The 20401-nt window shown below is 65.4% G+C and carries 19 protein-coding genes; 7 read left to right on the forward strand and 12 right to left on the reverse strand.

Annotated elements, in window-relative coordinates; all coding sequences use genetic code 11:
* Positions 1–78: 78 nt before the first annotated feature.
* The 6 genes from XpruCFBP8353_RS20965 to XpruCFBP8353_RS20995 all read right to left on the reverse strand — a co-directional run bounded on the left by XpruCFBP8353_RS20965 (position 79) and on the right by XpruCFBP8353_RS20995 (position 4310).
* Positions 79–849, reverse strand: a complete 771-nt coding sequence (locus XpruCFBP8353_RS20965) for an SDR family oxidoreductase (protein ID WP_101364954.1) — start codon at positions 847–849, stop codon at positions 79–81.
* The gene (locus tag XpruCFBP8353_RS20970) at positions 846–1718 is read right to left on the reverse strand and encodes an amidohydrolase family protein (protein ID WP_101364955.1); all 873 of its coding nucleotides are present in this window, start codon (positions 1716–1718) and stop codon (positions 846–848) included. Before XpruCFBP8353_RS20970 ends, XpruCFBP8353_RS20965 begins: the two co-directional genes overlap by 4 nt.
* Positions 1715–2725, reverse strand: a complete 1011-nt coding sequence (locus XpruCFBP8353_RS20975) for an aldo/keto reductase (protein WP_162301144.1) — start codon at positions 2723–2725, stop codon at positions 1715–1717. Before XpruCFBP8353_RS20975 ends, XpruCFBP8353_RS20970 begins: the two co-directional genes overlap by 4 nt.
* On the reverse strand, positions 2722–2958 hold the full coding sequence (locus XpruCFBP8353_RS24680; RefSeq protein WP_407071321.1) for a hypothetical protein: 237 nt from the start codon (positions 2956–2958) through the stop codon (positions 2722–2724). Before XpruCFBP8353_RS24680 ends, XpruCFBP8353_RS20975 begins: the two co-directional genes overlap by 4 nt.
* 581 nt (positions 2959–3539) lie before the next feature.
* Positions 3540–3743, reverse strand: a complete 204-nt coding sequence (locus tag XpruCFBP8353_RS20990) for a hypothetical protein (RefSeq protein WP_101364957.1) — start codon at positions 3741–3743, stop codon at positions 3540–3542.
* A 3-nt stretch (positions 3744–3746) separates the two neighbouring features.
* A complete protein-coding gene (locus XpruCFBP8353_RS20995; RefSeq protein ID WP_162301147.1) occupies positions 3747–4310 on the reverse strand; it encodes a peroxiredoxin family protein in 564 nt (187 codons plus the stop codon).
* Between the two features lie 505 nt (positions 4311–4815).
* Here XpruCFBP8353_RS20995 and XpruCFBP8353_RS21000 point away from each other — a divergent pair.
* Complete coding sequence (locus XpruCFBP8353_RS21000; RefSeq protein ID WP_101364959.1) at positions 4816–5724, forward strand: DUF4424 domain-containing protein; 909 nt, start codon at positions 4816–4818, stop codon at positions 5722–5724.
* Positions 5725–5868: 144 nt separating this feature from the next.
* On the opposite strand, the gene XpruCFBP8353_RS21005 is transcribed toward XpruCFBP8353_RS21000, so the two are convergent.
* Positions 5869–6537 (reverse strand): response regulator transcription factor, encoded by a 669-nt coding sequence (locus XpruCFBP8353_RS21005; protein ID WP_010374372.1) that lies wholly within the window; start codon positions 6535–6537, stop codon positions 5869–5871.
* Between the two features lie 264 nt (positions 6538–6801).
* Positions 6802–8745, reverse strand: a complete 1944-nt coding sequence (gene acs / locus XpruCFBP8353_RS21010) for an acetate--CoA ligase (RefSeq protein WP_101364960.1) — start codon at positions 8743–8745, stop codon at positions 6802–6804.
* Positions 8746–9043: 298 nt separating this feature from the next.
* On the opposite strand from acs, the gene XpruCFBP8353_RS21015 reads away from it, so the two are divergent.
* The 3 genes from XpruCFBP8353_RS21015 to XpruCFBP8353_RS21025 all read left to right on the forward strand — a co-directional run bounded on the left by XpruCFBP8353_RS21015 (position 9044) and on the right by XpruCFBP8353_RS21025 (position 12554).
* Positions 9044–10426, forward strand: coding sequence for a DcaP family trimeric outer membrane transporter (locus XpruCFBP8353_RS21015; RefSeq protein WP_162301145.1), 1383 nt, complete (start codon positions 9044–9046; stop codon positions 10424–10426).
* Between the two features lie 86 nt (positions 10427–10512).
* Entirely contained in the window at positions 10513–10830 is a 318-nt protein-coding gene (locus XpruCFBP8353_RS21020; RefSeq protein WP_101364961.1) for a DUF485 domain-containing protein, read from the forward strand.
* Complete coding sequence (locus XpruCFBP8353_RS21025; protein WP_101364962.1) at positions 10827–12554, forward strand: cation acetate symporter; 1728 nt, start codon at positions 10827–10829, stop codon at positions 12552–12554. Before XpruCFBP8353_RS21020 ends, XpruCFBP8353_RS21025 begins: the two co-directional genes overlap by 4 nt.
* Positions 12555–13044: 490 nt before the next feature.
* Here XpruCFBP8353_RS21025 and XpruCFBP8353_RS21030 read toward each other — a convergent pair whose 3' ends face one another.
* Positions 13045–14190: an ROK family transcriptional regulator gene (locus XpruCFBP8353_RS21030; protein WP_101364982.1), complete on the reverse strand. Its 1146-nt coding sequence runs from the start codon at positions 14188–14190 to the stop codon at positions 13045–13047.
* A 378-nt stretch (positions 14191–14568) separates the two neighbouring features.
* Between XpruCFBP8353_RS21030 and xth the strand changes: the two genes are divergently transcribed.
* Together xth and XpruCFBP8353_RS21040 are read left to right on the forward strand one after the other, a co-directional pair.
* Complete coding sequence (gene xth / locus XpruCFBP8353_RS21035; RefSeq protein WP_101364963.1) at positions 14569–15348, forward strand: exodeoxyribonuclease III; 780 nt, start codon at positions 14569–14571, stop codon at positions 15346–15348.
* Entirely contained in the window at positions 15345–15782 is a 438-nt protein-coding gene (locus XpruCFBP8353_RS21040) for a GFA family protein (RefSeq protein WP_101364964.1), read from the forward strand. The genes xth and XpruCFBP8353_RS21040 overlap by 4 nt, the downstream gene beginning before the upstream one ends.
* A 59-nt stretch (positions 15783–15841) precedes the next feature.
* Here the strand turns inward: XpruCFBP8353_RS21040 and XpruCFBP8353_RS21045 are convergent, their stop codons facing one another.
* Positions 15842–16093, reverse strand: coding sequence for a GlsB/YeaQ/YmgE family stress response membrane protein (locus tag XpruCFBP8353_RS21045; RefSeq protein ID WP_101364965.1), 252 nt, complete (start codon positions 16091–16093; stop codon positions 15842–15844).
* A 126-nt stretch (positions 16094–16219) separates the two neighbouring features.
* Between XpruCFBP8353_RS21045 and XpruCFBP8353_RS21050 the strand changes: the two genes are divergently transcribed.
* Positions 16220–16816 (forward strand): 4'-phosphopantetheinyl transferase family protein, encoded by a 597-nt coding sequence (locus XpruCFBP8353_RS21050; RefSeq protein ID WP_101364966.1) that lies wholly within the window; start codon positions 16220–16222, stop codon positions 16814–16816.
* Between the two features lie 18 nt (positions 16817–16834).
* Here XpruCFBP8353_RS21050 and XpruCFBP8353_RS21055 read toward each other — a convergent pair whose 3' ends face one another.
* Both XpruCFBP8353_RS21055 and XpruCFBP8353_RS21060 read right to left on the reverse strand, forming a co-directional pair.
* Entirely contained in the window at positions 16835–18406 is a 1572-nt protein-coding gene (locus XpruCFBP8353_RS21055) for an alkaline phosphatase D family protein (RefSeq protein ID WP_101364967.1), read from the reverse strand.
* A 176-nt stretch (positions 18407–18582) separates the two neighbouring features.
* Positions 18583–20244, reverse strand: coding sequence for an alkaline phosphatase D family protein (locus XpruCFBP8353_RS21060; RefSeq protein ID WP_101364968.1), 1662 nt, complete (start codon positions 20242–20244; stop codon positions 18583–18585).
* Positions 20245–20401 lie beyond the last annotated feature (157 nt).

A 20401-nucleotide genomic window follows, 5' to 3' on the forward strand; every position in this document is an offset into this window, starting at 1 on the left:
GCGAAAGCGCGACAGATCGCATCACGCAAGCGCTGCGGCCACGTGTGTGGCGGGCGGCAGCGTGCGTCGTTGCCGTACTCAGTTGGACCAGCCGCCATCGATGATGTGAGTCTGGCCGGTGGTGAACGACGAGTCGTCCGATGCCAGGTACACCACCAGCTGCGCAATCTCGCGCGGGTCGCCCAGGCGGCCCATCGGCTGGCGGTCGGTGAAGCTCTTCCACACCGCTTGTTCGTCGCCGCCCAAGGCTTTGACGCGCTCGCCCAGCGACGGCGTCTTGATGGTACCCGGGCAGATTGCATTGCAACGCACGCCCTGCGCCACGTAGTCGGCGGCGATCGCCTTGCTCAGGCCGATCACCGCGGCCTTGGTCACGCCGTACACGAAGCGATTCGGCACGCCCTTGATGCTGGAGGCAACCGACGACATGTTGATGATGCTGCCGCGGCCGCGTTCGAGCATGCCCGGCAGCACCGCCTTGCAGGTGTAGTACATCGCATCGACATTGATCGAGAACGAGCGGCGCCAGGCCGGTTCGTCGCAATCGAGAATGCTGCCCTGATGCACGAAGCCGGCGCAGTTGAACAACACGTCGAACGGGCCGTGTGCCTGGATCAATGCGGTAATCGCGGCAGCGTCGGTGACGTCGAGCAGTTGGGTGGTGATGGCGTCCGATTCGGCGGCCAGCGCCTGCAAGGCGGCAGCGTCGATGTCGGTGGCGATCACCTGTGCGCCGGCATGTGCGCAGGCCAGCGCGCTTTCGCGGCCGATGCCGGCGCCGGCGGCGGTGATCAGGCAGCGCTTGCCCTGCAGACGGGGAGTGGGAGTGGTGGGAATCGAGACAGTCATACCGATGAGGTTCCGTGGGTGGGGGCCGCCGGCCGTGGCAGACGATAGAACGAGCGTGCGTTGTCGCCGAAGATGGCGGCCGCGTGTTCGGCGGCGTGCCGGGTGACGAGTTGCTGTGCGAGCGCGAACCAGTGTGCGTAATCGGCGCGCAAGGTCAGCACTGGCCAATCGCTGCCCCACAGCAGCCGCTGCGGGCCGAAGCGGGCGAACAGATGCGCGACATACGGCTCCAGCGCGTCCACGCCAGCGCCGCGCGCGGCTTCGGTCAGCAGGCCGGAGAGTTTGCAGTGCACGTTGGGATGCTGCGCCAGAACCGCCATGCCGGCGGCCCAGGCGACGAATTCGCCAGCGGCAATCTGCGGCTTGCCGCCGTGATCCACCACCACGCGCACCCCCGTGTGGCGCTTCAGGCGCGCCTGCAGTGCTGGTACGTGCGCGGCGCGGATCAAGGCGTCAAAGGCCAGATCGTGCGCCAGCAGTGCATCGAAGGCGGCATCCAGGGCGGGATCGGCTAGCCAGTGCACGTCGGCGATGTCCTGCACCATCGGGCGCAGGCCCTTGAGCACGCCGCCGCCGGCATGCACCAGCGCGCCGATGCGTGCGGCGGCATCGGGTGCAGCAAAGTCCACCCAACCGACCACGCCGGCAATGCGCGCATCCTCGCGGGCTAGCTCGAACAGGTAACGGGTCTCGGCTTCGGTGGCGGCCGCCTGCACGACGACGACCTGATCGACAGCGGCGGCGTCCAGCGCAATGCCGACGTCATCCGGGCCGAAGTCGCGGTACAGCGGCGCCAGCTCGGGCGTCAGCCAGTGGTAATCGCCACGGGCCAGGTGCCAGAAGTGCAGATGCGCGTCGACCCGGCTCATGGTGTGGGCAAGTCCGTCGCGAGCAGACCATCATCGCGCAGGCGTTGCCACAGCTCGGGCGCAATGGCGGCCGCAAGCCGCGTGGCCGCCGATCGCACTTCGGCCACGGTACGCATGCCAGCCACTACCGTGGTCACCGCCGGATGCGCCAGCGGGAACTGCAGGGCGGCGGCACCGATATCCACCCCGAACGCCGCGCAGGCCGCGTACAGCCGCTGCGCATGCTGCAGCGTGGCGGTATCGACCGGGGCGTAGTTATAGGTGGCGCCGGGGCCGCGTGCGTCGCTGAGCAGGCCGGAGCTGTACGGGCCGGCCGACAGGATCGCCACGTTGCGTTGCTGCGCCTGCTCCAGCAGCGCGCGGGCGCCGTGCTGTTCCAGCAGGGTGTAGCGGCCGGCCAGCATCACGCAGTCGAGCGGAAAACGCGGCAACACCTCCAGTGCCACGTCCTGCTCATTGACGCCCAGCCCGATCGCCCCGCAAGCGCCGGCCGCCTTCAGCTCCGCCATCGCCGGCAACGCCTCCTCCAAGGCCTGGCGCAGCACGTTGGCGTGGTTATCGCCGTGGGTCAGCGCACCGATGTCGTGCAGCAGCAACACGTCGATGTAGTCGGTGCCCAGGCGCTCCAGGCTGGAGGCGAACGCGCGCCGCACGCCGTCGGCGCTGTAATCGAACTCGGCGCGGCGACCGGCCACTGCAAAGCCGTCGCGGCCGGCGGCGGCCTGGGCGTCGTCGTAGACGCAGCGGCCGACCTTGGTCGACAGCGTGTAGGCCTTGCGCGCTACCCCGGCCAGGCCACGGCCCAGGCGTGCTTCGCTCAGCCCATAGCCGTAGTAGGGCGCGCTATCGAAGTGACGGATGCCGGCCTCGAACGCGCCTGCGACCGCGGCCAGTGCGTCTGCCTCATCCACTTCCGTGTACAGATTTCCGATCGGCGCGGCGCCGAAGCCCAGTGCCGACAGCTGCACGTCGGTGCTGCCGAGACGCTGCCGTGCCATGCCGCTCACGTACGCCGCTCCGCGAGCAGGTTGGAAGCGCAGCAAGCGCGTTGGGAATCTGGAAAGCAGGGACTGAGCATTACAACGTCCACCAGCGAGCAGGTGCCCGGCTGTTCGCATATGAATATGGCAATCATCAATGAACAGATCACGCTGCAGTGCAGCATTCTGGCGATATCGGCTTGCCGGCGTCTGTGCGGACACGCATCGTGATGTCGAATTCCGCAGCCGGCATGAGTCAGGCCAACGCGGACGAGAAGGGCCGGGTCATCGTCGTGATCCTGGTCGACGCGATCCGTAGGCTGTGGAGCGCGCAGCTCGCTGCGCAGATCATCGGCTCCACCGACCTCGGTCGCGTGGAGGGTGAGGACAGCATGGACGCGCGTGGCCACAACGCACCGGCCCATCCGCGTGCGCCTGACCAACCACCACCAAGTGCTGGAATCGAATGTTCTTTCGATAAAGGTCGGCAGTGGATGCGCCAGCCCACCCCGCATCGAGGTATCCGGATTGCGTCACACCGTGTCCGGTGGCTGTTTGAGCCGGAAGGTCGGCGTGCAGGTCGCGCAACAAGGCAAGGCGATAGTGCGTGACTTGCGCTGCCACGCGCTTGCATGCGGACGGCTCGCGCCACGCAGCGAGAGCGTCAAACGGCGAGGTCCGGGGGGACCTCGCCGTCAGGCGTTACAGCGACAATCACTCCATCGCTGACTGTCAGCGGGATACGGTCGGTGCGAAGAACCGGATGTGTGCGTGCGACATGCCGATTCCGCGGACTGGGCGTTCCTGTCTGGCAGCGACGCAGTCGCGCTATCGATCGCAGTCAACCGCAGCAGTAGCAGACGTTGCCCTGGCCCAGGTCGCCGCCGAATTCCGGACACTCGGCTTTGCAGGCCCATGCACTACACGATTCGACTTTCGGCTGTGCGTTATCGACCGCCATCACCTGGAAGGCACCGAACCCGGTGCTTGCCAGAAAGGTCGCTGCCATCAACGCACTGCGTAAGGTGACCCAACGCTTCTTCATGCATTACTCCTTCACCGTTGCAAAAGCCGCTGGCGCGTCCGTGTGGCGCAAGGCGGCGACGAGTTCCTGCACCCGCTCCGTGGTATCGAAAACGCCAAGATGGGAATGGCGCACGCGCCCCTCCGCATCAATGGCCATCAGCAGCGGCACGTTGCGCGCGCGAAACAGCATCAACGCGCGACGATCGGTCAACGTGACCACCGGAAAATCGAAACCGTGCACATGTGCATAGCGCGCGGCCTGGGCAGCATCGCAATGGCACACGCCCAACAGCTGCGGCCTGCCCGGCAGGTTGGCCTGCAACTGTTGCGCCGCGCGCAGCACGGTCGGTGCCGAGCGCTGGCAATAGGGGCAGGTGGTGGTGAAAAAGAACAGCACCTGCGCTGGCCCATGCGGAGCGCCGAGCAAATGGCGCTGACCAGCGCCATCGGTCACTTCGATACGCGGCACGTACATGCCTTCGTAGGGTGTGCCGATGCGCGTCTGCAGCCATTGCTGCTGCACACGCAACTGCCGGTTCTGCCACGCCAGCACAGCAATCAATGCACATGCCACCAGCAGGCCCATCCAGAGCCAGGGGAAACGTCGCGCCATTCAAGCTCCAACAGCGTTCCGGGTGCCCGAGCCTTGCCCAGGCATCAGCACATGGTCAATGGTGATATCGACAACTGAGATGTCGCACGGGCTGCGGCTGTGGATGCGATCACGCCCGCGCGCTTGGGCTTGTCACTGATGCATGGTGTCGGGATGGGTGTTTGCGCAATCCGGTCAACCGCTAAGCGTGCGATGCGGCATCGGCGTCGGCGCACATGTGCACATACGGATTGCCTGACGTGTCGAACGCAAGCGCACCGTCAAACCAACCTCGTATGCAGGCTGATCTGCGGTAGCTGCACGCGGGCGCGAGCACGCAATCACGCCGGAAACACAGAAACCACCAGACGCGAGAGCGGCATCGCCACACGCGCTGTCCACGCAGCGCTAGCTGCTGTCCAGCGTCCAGCCGTGCCCGCTCGTGGCATGCTGTGCGCTACGGCGCGTGGGTGCGTGCCGTCCTTCCCAGGATCATGTGATGCGCGCGATGGCGTTCTCCGCTCGGCTGTGCGTGCTGGCACTGCTTGCCTGCAGTGCGGCACAGGCCAATGACAGCAGTTTCGGCGACGACAACGGCACCATCCGTCTGCTGCATCAGGCCGACATCAGCATGGACCGCGAAGCGCTGCTGCTCAGCGAAGCGCGCGTGCAGGTGGATTATGTGTTCACCAATCACAGCGAGCGCGATCTGAGCGTGCCGGTGGCCTTTCCCATGCCGCCGATGTATTTCGGTATGGCAGATCACAGTGCACTGACCGATTTCAAACTCTGGGCCGATGGCAAACCGGTCGCCACCACGCGCAAGCTGGTGGTGCTGCTGGATGACGGCAGCGACGTCTCCAAGACGTTCGCCGCCACCGGCTGGACCCCGGACGACGTCGCCGCCTTCACCGAATCGTCCACGCCGCCGAAGGGACGCAAGCCGCTGCCCGCGCGCTGGGTCGATGGCGATGGGCAACCGCGCTTCACGCTCAACGAGTACTTCGTCTGGCAGCAGAAATTTCCCGCTAAAGGAAGCGTGCAGATCCGCCACACCTACACACCCAGCGTGTCCACCGGCGTCCCGCAGCCCAGCAGGTATTTGCTGGAGACGTATGCAAAAGACACCTGCATCGAGCCGTCCACCAAAGCCAGCATGCAGCGTCGCGAAGGCCAGTACGGTCTGGGCTGGGCCAACCTGCGTTATGTGCTCACCACCGGCAAGAACTGGAACGGCCCGATCAAGGACTTCCAGCTGACCATCCGCAAGCAGGCGCCCAGCGACATCCTGAGTGTGTGCTTCGACGGCGAACTGAAAAAGATCGACCCGCTGACCTTCCAGTTCAAGCAGGCCAACTTCGTGCCGATGCGCGATCTGAACGTGTTGTTCGTGCGTGCTGCAGAGTAAATCGAACCGGAAACCTCAGCGTACGCGCCAACGAGTGTGCGAGGCGGCGTTACCGATTAGGCCCATCGCGGCAGTTGTCTGCAGCGCGCAGCAAACGAATGCTGTCCGCTGGACCACGTCGCCGGCAAGGGGCGCGGGTCTACGTCAGTCGTCTTCCGGCGGCGGCAGCACGATGCCGTCGGCATCGATGGCGAGCTTGCCGGCCATCAGCACTGCCTGGGTACGATTGGTGACGCCGAGCTTGCGCAGGATGGCGGTGACATGCGCCTTGATGGTGGCTTCGGACACCCCCAGGTCGTAGGCGATCTGCTTGTTGAGGCGCCCGGCGCCCAGCATCTGCAGCACGCGGAATTGTTGCGGAGTGAGATCGCGCAGACGCTGGCCAACTTCGCGTTCTTCGCTATCGGTGGGCGGCAGGTTTTGCGCTTCGGCCGGGATCCAGCGCTCGCCATCGAGCACGGTGGCCAATGCACGCCCGATGGTGTCCGAATCGGCAGACTTGGGAATGAAGCCGAACGCGCCGTGGTCGATCGCCCGCCGCATCACGGTGGGCTCTTCGCGTGCGGACACCACCACCACCGGCAATTGCGGATGCAACGAGCGCATATGCACCAACGCACTGAAACCCTGCGCGCCCGGCATGTTGAGATCCATCAGCAATAGATCGGCATCCGGCTGCGCATCGGCAAGGGTGTACAACGCATCCACCGTGTCGGCCTCGAACAACTGCACCCCCGGCATGACGCGCTGCACCGCCCCGCGCAAGGCTTCACGGAACAGGGGATGGTCATCGGCGATCAGCAGGGTGGTCATTGAGGGGCCGGGAATGGGGAATCGGGAATGGGGAATCGCAAAGGCAATAGCGAAGAGCGGCGCGGCAAGCAGCAACAGCAACAGCAACAGCAACAGCGTCGATGCGGTGACGTTGAAGAAGAGAATTGGCAACGGTGAATAAATGTAGGGGCCTGGAACCGGCTTTTACGAATCCCCAATCCGCCTAGGTATTTCCCACTCCTAAGGGAACCGCTCTAACGATTCCCCAATCCCGATTCCCCATTCCCAACGCGCGTCAGCGCGTTATCGCGTTAGCCGCTCATTGACCAGCGAATCCACCACCGATGGATCCGCCAGGGTCGAGGTGTCGCCGAGCTGGTCGGGGGCGTTTTCGGCGATCTTGCGCAGGATGCGGCGCATGATCTTGCCCGAGCGGGTCTTGGGCAGGCCGGGGGCCCACTGCAGATGGTCGGGCGAGGCGATCGGGCCGATTTCCTTGCGCACCCAGCTCACCAATTCCTTGTGCAGGTCTTCGCTCGGAGTCTGCCCGGCGATCAGGGTGACGTAGGCATAGATGCCCTGGCCCTTGACGTCGTGCGGGAAGCCGACCACCGCCGCTTCGGCCACCTTGGGGTGCGAGACCAGCGCGCTTTCCACTTCGGCGGTGCCGATGCGGTGGCCGGAGACGTTGATCACGTCGTCCACGCGGCCGGTGATCCAGTAGTAGCCGTCGGCATCGCGGCGGCAACCGTCGCCGGTGAAGTAGCTGCCCGGATAGGTGCGGAAATAGGTGTCGATGAAACGCTGGTGGTCGCCATACACGCTACGCATCTGGCCCGGCCACGAATCCAGCAACACCAGATTGCCCTCGGTGGCGCCTTCCAGGATCTTGCCTTCGGCATCGACCAGCGCCGGCTGCACGCCGAAGAACGGCAGGGTGGCCGAGCCCGGCTTGAGATCGACTGCGCCGGCCAGCGGCGAGATCAGGATGCCGCCGGTTTCGGTCTGCCACCAGGTGTCCACGATCGGGCAACGGCTGTCGCCGACGACCTCGTAGTACCAACGCCAGGCTTCCGGATTGATCGGCTCGCCGACGCTGCCGAGCAGGCGCAGGCTCCTGCGCGAGGTCTTCTTGACCGGCGCCTCGCCATCGCGCATCAGCGCGCGGATGGCGGTGGGCGCGGTGTAGAAGATGCTGACCTTGTGCTTGTCGATCACTTCCCAGAAGCGCGACACGTTCGGGTAGTTCGGCACGCCCTCGAACATCACTGCGGTGGCGCCGTTGGCGAGCGGACCATAGACGATGTAGCTGTGGCCGGTCACCCAGCCCACGTCGGCGGTGCACCAGTAGATGTCGTCCTCGCGCAGGTCGAACACCACTTCATGCGTGTAGCTGGCAAACAACAGGTAGCCGGCGGTGGTGTGCAGCACGCCCTTGGGCTTGCCGGTGGAACCGGAGGTGTAGAGGATGAAGAGCGGGTCTTCGGCGTTCATGCGCTCGGGGGCGCACTCGGCCGGCTGGCCGTCGACCACGTCATGGAACCAACGGTCGCGCGGTGCCTGCATCTCCACCGCACCGCCGGTGTGGCGCACCACCAGCACGGTTTCGACCGTGTTAGTGCCGGGAATCTTCAGCGCTGCATCCACATTGGCCTTGAGCGGGATCTTCTTGCCGCCACGCAGGCCTTCGTCAGCGGTGATGATGAGCTTGCTCTGGCAATCGATGACGCGGTCGGCGATCGAGTTGGCAGCAAAGCCGCCGAAGACCACCGAGTGCACCGCACCGATGCGCGCGCAGGCGAGCATGGCCACGGCGGCATCGACGATCATCGGCAGATAGATGGTGACCCGGTCGCCCTTCTTGACGCCCAGGTTGCGCAGCGCATTGCCCAGCTTGCAGACGCGCTCGTACAGCTCGCGATAAGTGACAGGGTAGGACTGCGCATCCGGGCTGTCGGGTTCGAACAGCAGCGCGGTCTTGTCGCCGCGCGTGGCCAGCTGGCGGTCCAGGCAGTTGACGCTCGCGTTGAGCTCGCCATCGCCGAACCAGCGGATATGGAAGTCCTCCAGCGCGTAGCTGACGTCCTTGACCTGGGTGGGTTGCTTGAACCATTCCAACCGCTGCGCGGCCTTGCCCCAGAACTGCTCGGGGTGTTCGATCGATTCGCGGTACAGCGCGGCGTACTGCTCGCGCGTCACGCGCGCATCGGCGGCGAACGCGGGATCGACGGGATAAACATCAGCCATGGCACCCTCACTTGCGATGAACTTGTCGGAAGAGGGCGTTACGGCTGCCCTCGGTAGACGATCAGTGTGCCGCATCCATTCTGTCCCGGCGGCCAACGGCGCCTTAGACCATGGTCGTAACCCCTCGGGAAGTGCACCAGCGCACACCCATTGCCGGCTGCAGTGCGACCATCGGTCATCTTGCAGAATGTTGCGTTGCAGCTACGACCAAAGGCGAATAGGCTCAGGAGCGCGGACTGCCGCACGCTCCGCACAGCATCGCCATCAAGCGCGAGGCCTTCATTGGGGAGAGGGGTCCATGAAACACCGTATTGCACCGCTGGTGCGCCATCCGTTGGCGGCCGCCTTGTTCGTCGCCACCATTTTGCCGGGCGTGGCGTTCGCACAGACGGCCAAGGAAAAGGCATTGGAAGCGCGCATCGCCGAGCTTGAACGTCAGGTCCAGCTGCTGGTCTCCGCGCAGCAACAACAGCAGGGCCAGATCGCGCAGACGCAGACGCAAGTCAGCGAAGTGCGCACCTTGCAGGCACAGACGCCGCCTGCACCGGTGGTGCCTGCCGGCAAGAAGCCGATCCAGCTGACCAGCATCACGCCAAACGCAGCGGCGGGGACCACGTTCCGTTACGGCGGTTTCATCAAGGCCGACTTCATGACCACCCGCACCTCCGACGGCGCATTGGCCGAAGGCGCGGTGGGACGTTACCTGTACATCCCGACGCAGACACCGATCGGCGGGCAGGCGTCGAGCACCGACACCGACTTCCATGCAAAGTTCTCGCGCTTCAACCTGGGCGTGGACACGGTCACCGAAAACGGCGACAAGATCACCGGCTTCATCGAACTGGATTTCTTCGGCAACGCGCTGGCCAACCAGGTCAACAATCTGTACGGCGGCACCTTGCGCCACGCTTACGTGAGCTGGAACAACTGGCTGGCCGGCCAGACCTGGTCCAACTTCATCGATCCCACCATCCTGCCGGAAGCGGCCGATATCGTCGGGCCGACCGACGGTGCGTTGTTCAGCCGCCAGACCCAGATCCGTTACACCCGCGGCGCCTTCAGCGTGTCGGCAGAAAACCCCGAGACGCTGACCACGCCGTATCAGGGCGGCAACACCATCCTGGCCTCGGATCATGGCGCGATGCCGGACCTGACTGCGCGCTACAACTGGAAGGGCACCTGGGGCACGTTCGGTCTGTCGGCCATTGCGCGCCAGTACCGCACCCGCAGCGCACTGACCAACGACACCGACTTTGGCGGCGCCATCGCCGGCGGCGGCCGCTGGATCATCAATGCCAATAACGATCTGCGTTACCAGCTCAGCTACGGCGAGGGTCTGGGGCGCTATCTGGGTCTGGGTAACGGCTCGGATGTGGAGATCGACATGGACGGTAATATCCAGACCGTCAGCACGATCGCCGGCTGGGTGGCCTGGCGCCACGACTACAACGCCAAGCTGCGCAGCACCATCATGTATTCGCGGGTGAACTACGACCACGACATCGCCAATACCGGCGGGCTGGCCAGCAAGTCGCAGCAGAGCATCCGCGCCAACGTCTTCTATTCGCCGCTGCCCAAGGTGGATGTGGGCGCCGAGCTGATGTACGGCCGCCGCGAAGCGGAGAACGGCGATTCCGGTGACATCTCGCGCCTGCAATTCACCACCAAGTACAGCTTCTAAGTTCCTGCCACTGGCGGCCTGCTCCACTGCGGTGGAGCGGGCATCGCCGCTTGATGTCTTACCAGCGCTCTACCAGGAGACAGACCATGACCGTCTCGAATGACGCGTTGATCGCCAAGATCGATGCCAATCCGAAGTACCACGCACTCAAGCGTCAGCGCAACACGCTGGGCTGGACACTCACCGTACTGATGTTGCTGGCCTATTACGGCTACATCGGCCTGATTGCCTTCGACAAGGAATTCCTCGCCAAGCCGATCGGCGCCGGGGTGACCTCGATCGGCATTCCGATCGCGATCGGGGTGATGGTGTTCACCATCGTCATCACCGCCATCTATGTGCGTCGTGCCAACAGCGCGTATGACCAGCTGACCGCGCAAATCCTCGAGGAAGCCCGCAAATGAGCAAGACTTCGCGCCTTCTCCTGATTCTGGCCGGCCTGTTGCCGGCAGGCCTCGCGCTGGCCGCCGGCGGCGACATGGGCCAGGTCGACAAGCAGCCCACCAACTGGGTGGCGATCGGCATGTTCGGTTTCTTCGTGCTGGGCACCTTGTGGATCACCAAGTGGGCGGCGGCCAAGACCAAGTCGGCCGCTGACTTCTACACCGCCGGTGGCGGCATCACCGGTTTCCAGAACGGCCTGGCGATCGCTGGCGACTTCATGTCGGCGGCCTCGTTCCTGGGCATTACCGCGGCGGTGATGGCCAACGGCTACGACGGCCTGATCTATGCGATCGGCTTTCTGGTCGGTTGGCCCATCCTGACCTTCCTGATGGCCGAACGGCTGCGCAACCTCGGCAAGTACACCTTCGCCGACGTGGCCGGCTACCGCTTCGCGCCGACCGCCATCCGCAGCTTCGCCGCGTCGGGCACGCTGGTGGTGGTGCTGTTCTATCTGATCGCGCAGATGGTCGGTGCCGGTGCGTTGATCAAGTTGCTGTTCGGCCTGGACTACTGGGTCGCGGTGACCCTGGTCGGCGTGCTGATGATGATCTACGTGCTGTTCGGCGGCATGACCGCCACCACCTGGGTGCAGATCATCAAGGCGGTGCTGCTGCTGACCGGCGTGACCTTCATGGCCGTGGCGATCATGTGGCACTTCAACTTCAGCTTCGAGGCGCTGTTTGCCGAGGGCGTCCGGGTGAAGACGGCGATTGCGGCCAACGGCGGTGCATCGCCCGAGGATGCGGCAAAAGCAGGGCTGGCGATCATGGGCCCGGGTGGCTTCGTGAAGGATCCGATCTCGGCGATCTCGTTCGGCATGGCGCTGATGTTCGGCACCGCCGGCCTGCCGCACATCCTGATGCGCTTCTTCACCGTTCCCGATGCCAAGCAGGCACGCAAGTCGGTGCTGTGGGCGACCACCTGGATCGGCTACTTCTACATCCTGATCTTCATCATCGGCTTCGGTGCGATCGCACTGGTCTTGACCAACCCGCAGTTCGCCGATGTCGCCACCGGCACCATCCACGGCGGCAAGGGTGCGGCCAACATGGCGGCGGTGCTGGTCGGCAATGCGGTCGGCGGCAACGTGTTCATGGGCTTCATCTCGGCGGTGGCCTTCGCCACCATCCTGGCGGTGGTGGCGGGCCTGACCCTGTCCGGCGCCTCGGCGGTGTCGCATGACCTGTATGCCACGGTGATGAAGAAGGGCAACCCGGCGCCGGGCTCGGAGCTCAAGGTCTCGCGTGCCACCACCCTGGTGCTGGGCGTGATCGCGGTGCTGCTGGGCATCGTGTTCGAGAAGCAGAACGTGGCCTTCATGGTGTCGCTGGCATTCGCCATCGCAGCCTCGGCCAACTTCCCGGTGCTGATCCTGTCGTTGTTGTGGAAGAACTGCACCACCCGTGGCGCAGTGACTGGCGGGTTCCTCGGCCTGATCTCTTCGCTGGTGCTGACGATCCTGTCGCCGTCGGTGTGGGTGGATACGCTGGGCAACGCAGCCGGCTCGGCGCCGTTCCCGTACACCTCGCCGGCGCTGTTCTCCATGACGATTGGCTTTGTCGGCATCTGGTTGTTCTCGGTGCTGGATCGCAGCCCGCAGGCAGCCAACGAACGCGCAGCGTTCAAGGCGCAGCAGATCCGTGCCGAAACCGGCCTAGGTGCCAGCGGTGCGTCCGGTCACTGATCGACCAGCGTCATTGGTGTTGTGAGCGCAGACGCCGGCCCAGTGCCGGCGTTTTGCGTTTTGGGGAGGCAGCCGTCCTGGCGAGGACTCGGCTGGACGATCGCGCTAAGATTCAGCACGTCACTGGCCCGCGTGGCAGCGCATGCGCGATGGGCAGGTCACCGCGATGCCATCCAACCTTGGCGTCGCTGGTGGAGTCGCCACTGCTACATGCGTGCGACCCGGCCTATGCGCGGCGTAGCGACTGGCGGCATGCCAGTCACTGGCGCCACCGACAATGCGGCTGCACCGCTGCAAGCCGAGCACAAGGTGCTGGATGCGCTCACCCCAACGACAGCAGCAACAGGCACGCATGCTGGCGGTGGAGGTGTTCGACGATGACTGCCCTACACGTCCAACCGCGAAGTGGCACCGCCGCCTCCCGCTCACCAGCGCATCGACTGGCAGCAAGAAACGTAGCGACGCCGCCGTGCGTCCACCGGCGACGCGCCTAGCGGAAGTAACGTGCCTTCAACGGCAGGGTGGCCGCGCCAATCGCGCAGGCATCGGCCGGCGCTTCGGCCGGAAGCAGCAGGGGCATCGGGCGGTCCTGGTCGCGGCGTGGCAGGTTGTCGATCTGCACTGCGGCGATCAAGCGCTGCGCCAGATCGCCCGGCAGGCGACCGCCGAGCACGATGGCTTCGGGGTCGCACACGGCCGTGATGGCGCAAACGATCAACGATATTCCCGGTGCGCTGCGGGCGATCCAACGCTCGATCGCCGACCAGGCCGGATCGTAGGCCGCCAGCACGCTGCGCACATCGGCGAACGCCACGCCGTCTTCGGCCAGCAGTTCCCGCAGCAGTTCCAGGGTGGGGCGCTCCATCTGCTGCGCCGGCAACATGCCGGCGAACTCGCCCGCATTGCCACGTGCGCCACGCATGACCTGGCCGTCGATGACCAGGCCGCCTCCCAGACCGTAACTCAGAAACAGATACGCAAAGTCGCGGTAGCGCTGACCCACGCCCAGCATCGCTTCGCCAGCGGCGGCAACGCTGCCGTCGTTATCCATCCACACCGGTTGCCCGAACGCCTCGGCCAGCCACGGGCACAGGGCGATCTGACCCAGGGCGCGCAGCGGCTCGGGCGGGTTGATGAAGGCATCCTCACCGGTGAAAAACCCATCCATTGCAACGCCGACGCCCAGGCGCGTGCCAGCCGCGTCCGCACGTGCCAGCAGCGCGGCATCGGCGGCCTGCAGCTGGGTGAGCACGCCGTACAAGGTGGTATCGGTCAGCGCGGTCTCGCTGACGGCCAACACCGCTCCGGAAAAATCCGCCAGCGCCAAGGTCAGTGCATCGGTGGCGATGGAGATACCCAGCGTGTGCCCGTACGCCGGATTCAGCGACACCGCCACGCCGGGCTTGCCGCGCCCGTTGCGCGCCACCGCTTCGCCCATCTGCACCATGCCGCGCGCTTGCAGACCTTCGATCAGACGCACTGCGGTCTGCACGGTCAGTCCGGTGCCCCGGCTGAGGTCGGCACGGGTGAGTACGCCGGCCCGCCGCAGGCGGTCGAGCATGTCGCGCTCGTTGATGCTCAGATTGGGAAGGGCTGGCGAATGCGGCGGCAACGCGACGGCGGCTGATGACGGCATGGCTAGCGGCATCACAGAGGGTGGCGCTAGCTTACCCACTTCGGCTGCGCTGACTAAATTCTCAGTAAATGATTGATCGCTGCTGTTACTTGCAGATGCCACCAGCGTGCTGTCGCCCGTGGCAGTCGTCTCACTGGTCCTGATCTGCAGGTAGACGCCCCCGTGCCGCCGCGCGACGGCAAGCGCGCCCGGTCGTCCGTCGGCACCGAAACACGGCGCACGCATCTGGACGGGACGTGCACAAATGCGCCCGCCTCCATCGCTGCATTGCGTGGCACGCGTGCCCCGTTGCCCTCCATCGAAGGGACGCATTGCTCCACCGTCCTGAGGCACGGCACATGCGCGGTACCATTGGTGGTTTGAACCACGGTCCACGCCATGAAGATTGCCTCCTGGAACGTCAACTCGCTCAACGTGCGTCTGCCGCACCTGCAACAGTGGCTCACCGCGTTCGCGCCGGACGTGGTGGGGATCCAGGAAACCAAGCTGGAAGACCATAAGTTTCCGGACGCAGCACTGGCTGAACTGGGCTACCGCAGCGTGTTCTGCGGACAGAAGACGTACAACGGTGTCGCGATCCTGTCGCGTTCGCCGGCACTGGACGTGCAGATGGGCATCCCCGGCTTCGACGACGTGCAGCAGCGCGTCATCGCCGCCACGGTCGATGGCGTGCGCATCATCAATCTGTATGTGGTCAACGGCCAGGATGTGGGCACCGACAAGTACGCCTACAAATTGCGCTGGCTGGCCGCAGCGCACGAGTGGATCGCCCAGGAGCTGCAAAAGTATCCGCAGCTGGTGGTGCTGGGGGACTTCAACATCGCCCCGGATGCGCGCGACGTGCACGATGCGACGGTGTGGAATGAGCACCACATCCTCACCTCGACCGACGAACGCGCCGCGTTGGAAAAATTGCTGGCGCTGGGCCTGCACGATGCATTCCGGTTGCACAACCAGGACGCCGAGCAGTTCAGCTGGTGGGATTACCGCCAGGCCGGCTTCCGTCGCAATCTCGGCCTGCGCATCGACCTGACGCTGGTGTCCGATACCTTGCGCGCGCGTGCCGTGGCGTCGGGCATCGACCGCGAACCGCGTACCTGGGAACGCCCCAGCGATCATGCTCCGGCGTGGGTACGGCTGGCGGAGGCGGGCGCATGAGCGAGCGGCATCTGCGTCGCAGCACGCACAAAGTAGGCGATGTCACGCTGGCGCCGGTGCATCGTCTGAGTTGCCACTGCGGTGCAGTGCAAATCGATCTGGATCTGCCGCACGGCCTGCTCGATCCGCGTCGTTGCGATTGTTCGATGTGCCGCCGGCGTGGCGCCATCGTCGCCTCGGTCCCGCTCGATGGTCTGCACGTGCTGCAGGGCGAAGAGGTGCTGCGCCTGTATCAGTTCAACACACACGCCGCGGCGCATTATTTCTGCGGCGTGTGCGGTATTTACACGCATCACCGGCGCCGCTCCAATCCCAACGAATACGGCTACAACGTCGGCTGCCTGGAAGGCGTCAACCCCTATGCGCTGAACATCGCCGTGCCGGTGGAAGACGGTGTCAACCATCCGGCCGACCGCGCTGCTGCGGAAGGCTGATACGACAACGCCCGGGCAGACCCGGGCGTTGCATGGAGCCAGGTGTGTGACGCGCTACGTTAGCGCAGGCGGCCGCGGGTAAACAGATTGACGATGGCCAGCAGGATCACCGCACCCACCAGCGACCATACGAAGGTCCACAGCGTGATGGCCTGGTTGATGCCGCCGCCGAACAGGAAACCGGCGATCAGCGCACCGACGATGCCGACCACGATATTGAGAATGATGCCCTGCTGTGCATCGCGACGCATGATGATGCTGGCCAGCCAACCCACGATGCCGCCGACGATCAACCAGATGATGATGCCCATGTTGCTGATCTCCTTGTTCGCGTGCACCGGAGGTGGTGCATGGGCGCCATTCAACGCAGCCGCGCGTGAAGCAGCTGTCGAGCGCCATGAACGGCGTGGCCAAGCGTTTGGCTTGGTGCACAGCGCGTGACAGCGCACGCCAATTGGCGGGTTGGCCCGGTGCAGCTGTGGCTGCGCCCGCACCGGCACGGCGAACGCGGCGAGCCGCAGGCACGTCAGCTGCTTGGCCCGGCGCTGGGCATCGACCCGGCGCTGGTGCCCTTGCAGCGCGATGCACGCGGGCGTCCATCGCTGCAGCCGGCGCTCCCCGACCGCGATACCGGCTGGAGCCACAGCGGCGAGTATCTGCTGGTGGGGCTGGGCGAAGGCGTGAGGCTGGGTGTGGATCTGGAGCGCATCCGCGCGCGTCCGCGCGTGCTGGAGATCGCGCAACGCTTCTTCCATCCCGACGAAATCGCCTTGCTCACCGCACTGGCGCCGGACGCACAACATGCGCTGTTCTTTCGGCTGTGGTGCGCCAAGGAAGCCTTGCTCAAGGCATATGGGCATGGGCTGTCGTTCGGTTTGCATCGGCTTGCATATGCACTCACGCCCGATGGCGCGCTGCACCTGCAGTGGTGCGATCCGGCACTCGGCCAGGCCGCGCAATGGCAGTTGCACGAATGGTGGGCTGCACCGGAGTGTCGCGCGGCGTTGGCGTTTTATCCGTTGGCGGGCGCGTAAGCCGGCCGCCGCGTGTTGTTACGTCACACCGTGCGGCAGAATCGGCTGACGAAACTGCGCCACGCCATCCAGGTCGCGCAAGGTCACCGTGAGCACGCCGCTGCGGCCATCGATCTCCACTTCGCCGAAGAACTGGTAACCGGCCAGCGGTGACGTGTTGGGCGCAGGTGGTGCCTTTTGAAACACCACGCTCGGGCCAAACGTGGCATCCAGCGCATTGGGCCCGAAACTGCCGGCATTGAGCGGGCCGCCGACAAATTCCCAGAATGGCTCGAACTGCTGAAACGCCGCCCGGTCGGGATGGTAGTAATGGGCCGCGCAGTAATGCACATCGGCGGTGAGCCACACCGTGTTGCGGATGCGTGCGTGGCTGATGAAGCGCAACAGCGCGGCGATTTCCTGTTCGCGGCCACGCGGCACGCCGGGATCGCCATTGGCAATCGCTTCCCAGCGCGGGCGCCCGTTCGCATCTTCGCCATCGGGCACTTGCAGGCCGATCGGCATGTCGGCAGCAATCACTTTCCACTGCGCGCGTGAGCCGGCCAGTTCGCGTTGCAGCCATGCCAATTGTTCCGGCCCGAGAAACGCAGCATCGGGGCCGGGTTGCGGTTGCAGGTTGTCGCTGTTGGCGCCGCGGTAACTGCGCATGTCCAGCACGAACACATCCAGCAGCGGGCCGTAGGAAATCTTGCGATAGATGCGTCCGTTGCCATCGGCGCGCACGCCGCGCATCGGCGCATATTCCAGGAACGCCTGGCGAGCGCGCTTGGCCAGCACGTCGATGTCGCGCACCTGGTAGCGCGCATCCAACTGCTTGCCGGGCGACCAGTTGTTGGTGGTTTCGTGGTCGTCCCATTGCCAGAGTTGCGCCACCTCGGCATTGAAGCGGCGCACGTGCGCATCGAGCAGGTTGTAGCGGTAGTTGCCGCGGAATTCGTCCAGCGTTTCGGCGACCTTGCTCTTGGCCGCAGTGGTGAGGTTGCGCCAGCGCTTGCCTTCTTCCACGATCAGCTCGGCCGGAATCGGGCCATCGGCATAGATGGTGTCGCCGCTGTGCAGGAAGAAATCCGGATTGCGCTCGCGCATCGCGCTGTAGATACGCATGCCGCCGATGTCCGGATTGATGCCGAAGCCCTGGCCCACGGTATCGCCGCTCCAGACAAAGCGCACATCGCCACGCGCCTGCGGCGCACTGCGTAAATGGCCGTGGACGGGCGCGCTCAGGACGCCGCTGTCTGCATCTTCGAAGCGCACGCGATAGAAGATGTCCTGATCGCGCGGCAGGCCGCTCAGATCCGCGCGTGCGGTGAAGTCGTGCGCCGGCGACGCCATCGTGCCGTCCACGCGTCGCGCCTGGCGCAGGCTTGGGCGGGTGTCCCATTCCACGCGCAACCGCGCTGGGCGATCGGCACGGCTCCACAGCATCGCGCGGCCGTCCAGCACATCGCCGCTTTGCACGCCGTCGGTGATGGCCGGTCGCCCCGACGGCGCGGCCAGAGCGCGTGTGGACCAACCGGTAGCGGCCGGCAGCAACAAACCGGCCCCCAACCCTTGCAGGATGCGGCGGCGGGCGGGATCGGAGGCGGTCATGGCGTGTCCTTCAGGCAGCTGCAGCAGCGTGCAGGTGTAGCGCTGCCGTCTTACCGCTGCATGTCCATTCCTACGTCTGACCGTCTCAATGCGATGGCCGACACAGTGCGCGGTGTTTGGAGTGCTGTGGGCAGCCGTTTCGGCGCAGTCCAGACTTACGCTGCCGCGGCAGCAGCTCAGGCCTCCACTGCGCCGGGTCTGCCGTCTTCCACCATGAAACGTTTCATCGTCGACACCGTGGCGTTGCGGTCGCGCCGATCGGAGATGCCCTGCAGCCGCGTTTCCATCTGCCCTGGCGTGACCGTCACCGACACATAGCCGCGCGTTTCGCCGTCCACGTAATGCACGTGGGGATTGGCTGCCATGGTCGCGTGCAGTTCGACATTGCTCTGGCCGTCGGAGGTGATCGAGGTGCCGACGAATTCGGTGGCCAGCGTTGCCGACGCGTCGTCGGCCGGATCGGCCTTCAGATCGGTGACCCAGTACGAGTGGATGTCGCCGCCCCAGAACACCGGGTTACGCAAGCGCGTCTTCGCAATCGCATCGAGCATGCGCTCGCGTGTAGCCGGGTAGCCATCCCAGCCGTCGGTCCAGTGCCCGACCACGCCATCGCGCCCTGCCTGCCGCATCGGTGCCACCAGCAAATCCTGCGCAATGACGTTCCAGCGCGCAGGTGACTGGGCGAAGCCGCCATGCAGCCAGCGCTCCTGCTCCCAACCGAGCATGGTGCGACGCGGGTCGGTGCGTTCTCGGCAACTGTCGGCCGCCACATGGCCGCCGCGCCAGCCATTGGCCTGCGGGCAGGGTTGCTCGCTACGGTACTGGCGGCCATCGAGCACGTAAAAACGCGCCAGCTGGCCGTAATCCAGCGAGCGGTAGATGCGCATGTCCGCGCCGTGCGGGCGATGCCGGGCCCGCAGCGGGAAATGTTCGTAAAAGGCGCGGTAGGCGGCAGCGCGCCGGGCCAGAAAGGTGTCGACCGGAATCGACGGATCCTGCGACCAGCGGTTGGCGTAATCGTTCTGCACCTCGTGGTCGTCCCAGGTCGCCACGCAGGCGCTGCCGGCATGCAGCGCCTGCAGGTCCGGGTCGGTGCGGTAGAGCGCGTAGCGATTGCGGTAGCCGGCCAGATCCAGGCACTCGCCGCTGCCGTGCGGGCGCACGACCTTGTTCGCCGCCGCGCCGTGGTTGCTGTACTCGTAGATGTAATCGCCCAGGAAGAACACCAGGTCCGGCTGTTCTGCGGCGAGGTGACGGTAGGCGCTGAAATACCCCAGCTCCCAGTGCGAACAGGAGACAAACCCGAATCGCGCCGTGTCCGGCATCTGATGCGCTGCCGGCAAGGTACGCGCGCTGCCGATCGGGCTGCGCGCACCCAGTGCCTGAAAGCAGTACCAATAAGGGCGATCGGCCGCCAGGCCGGTCAGCTCCACGTGCACCGCGTGGCCCCAGACGGGGCTGGCGACGGTCTCGCCCTGGCGCACGATGGTGCGCATCGCCGGGTCGCTGGCCACCTGCCAGCGCACTGGCACCGCTGCGCTCAGGCCGCCGCGTCCGTCCGGGTCCAGCGGGCGGGGTGCCAGCCGCGTCCAGATTACGAAGCCATCGGCCAAGGGGTCACCGGCCGCCACGCCCAGCGTGAAAGGGTCGGCACTACCGCTGGCGCGTGCGAAGGGGCTGAGCAGCCCCGCCGCAGCCAGACCGGCGCCAGCGATAAGGATGCGCCGCCGGCCAGGATCCGGTGGAGCGAGCGTGGTGGCAGCGGAATCAGCCAGGAGGGAAGCGGCAGACGGGTCGATCACAGCATGGATAAAGGGCAGGCAAGCAGACACGACCATGCTGGGGTCACGGCATGTCAGTTTTGTGTCACGCGTGACAGCGTCACTGCCGCTCGTTCAGCAGAGGCCGCCACGGCGTAGGACGAGCATCACGCAGCAGGTGAGCGACCTGCGGAGGCAACCACGCCAGCCCTCGCAGTACCGTCCCCATCGTTAC

Origin of the sequence: Xanthomonas prunicola (assembly GCF_002846205.1) — a bacterium.
GTDB lineage: Bacteria > Pseudomonadota > Gammaproteobacteria > Xanthomonadales > Xanthomonadaceae > Xanthomonas > Xanthomonas prunicola.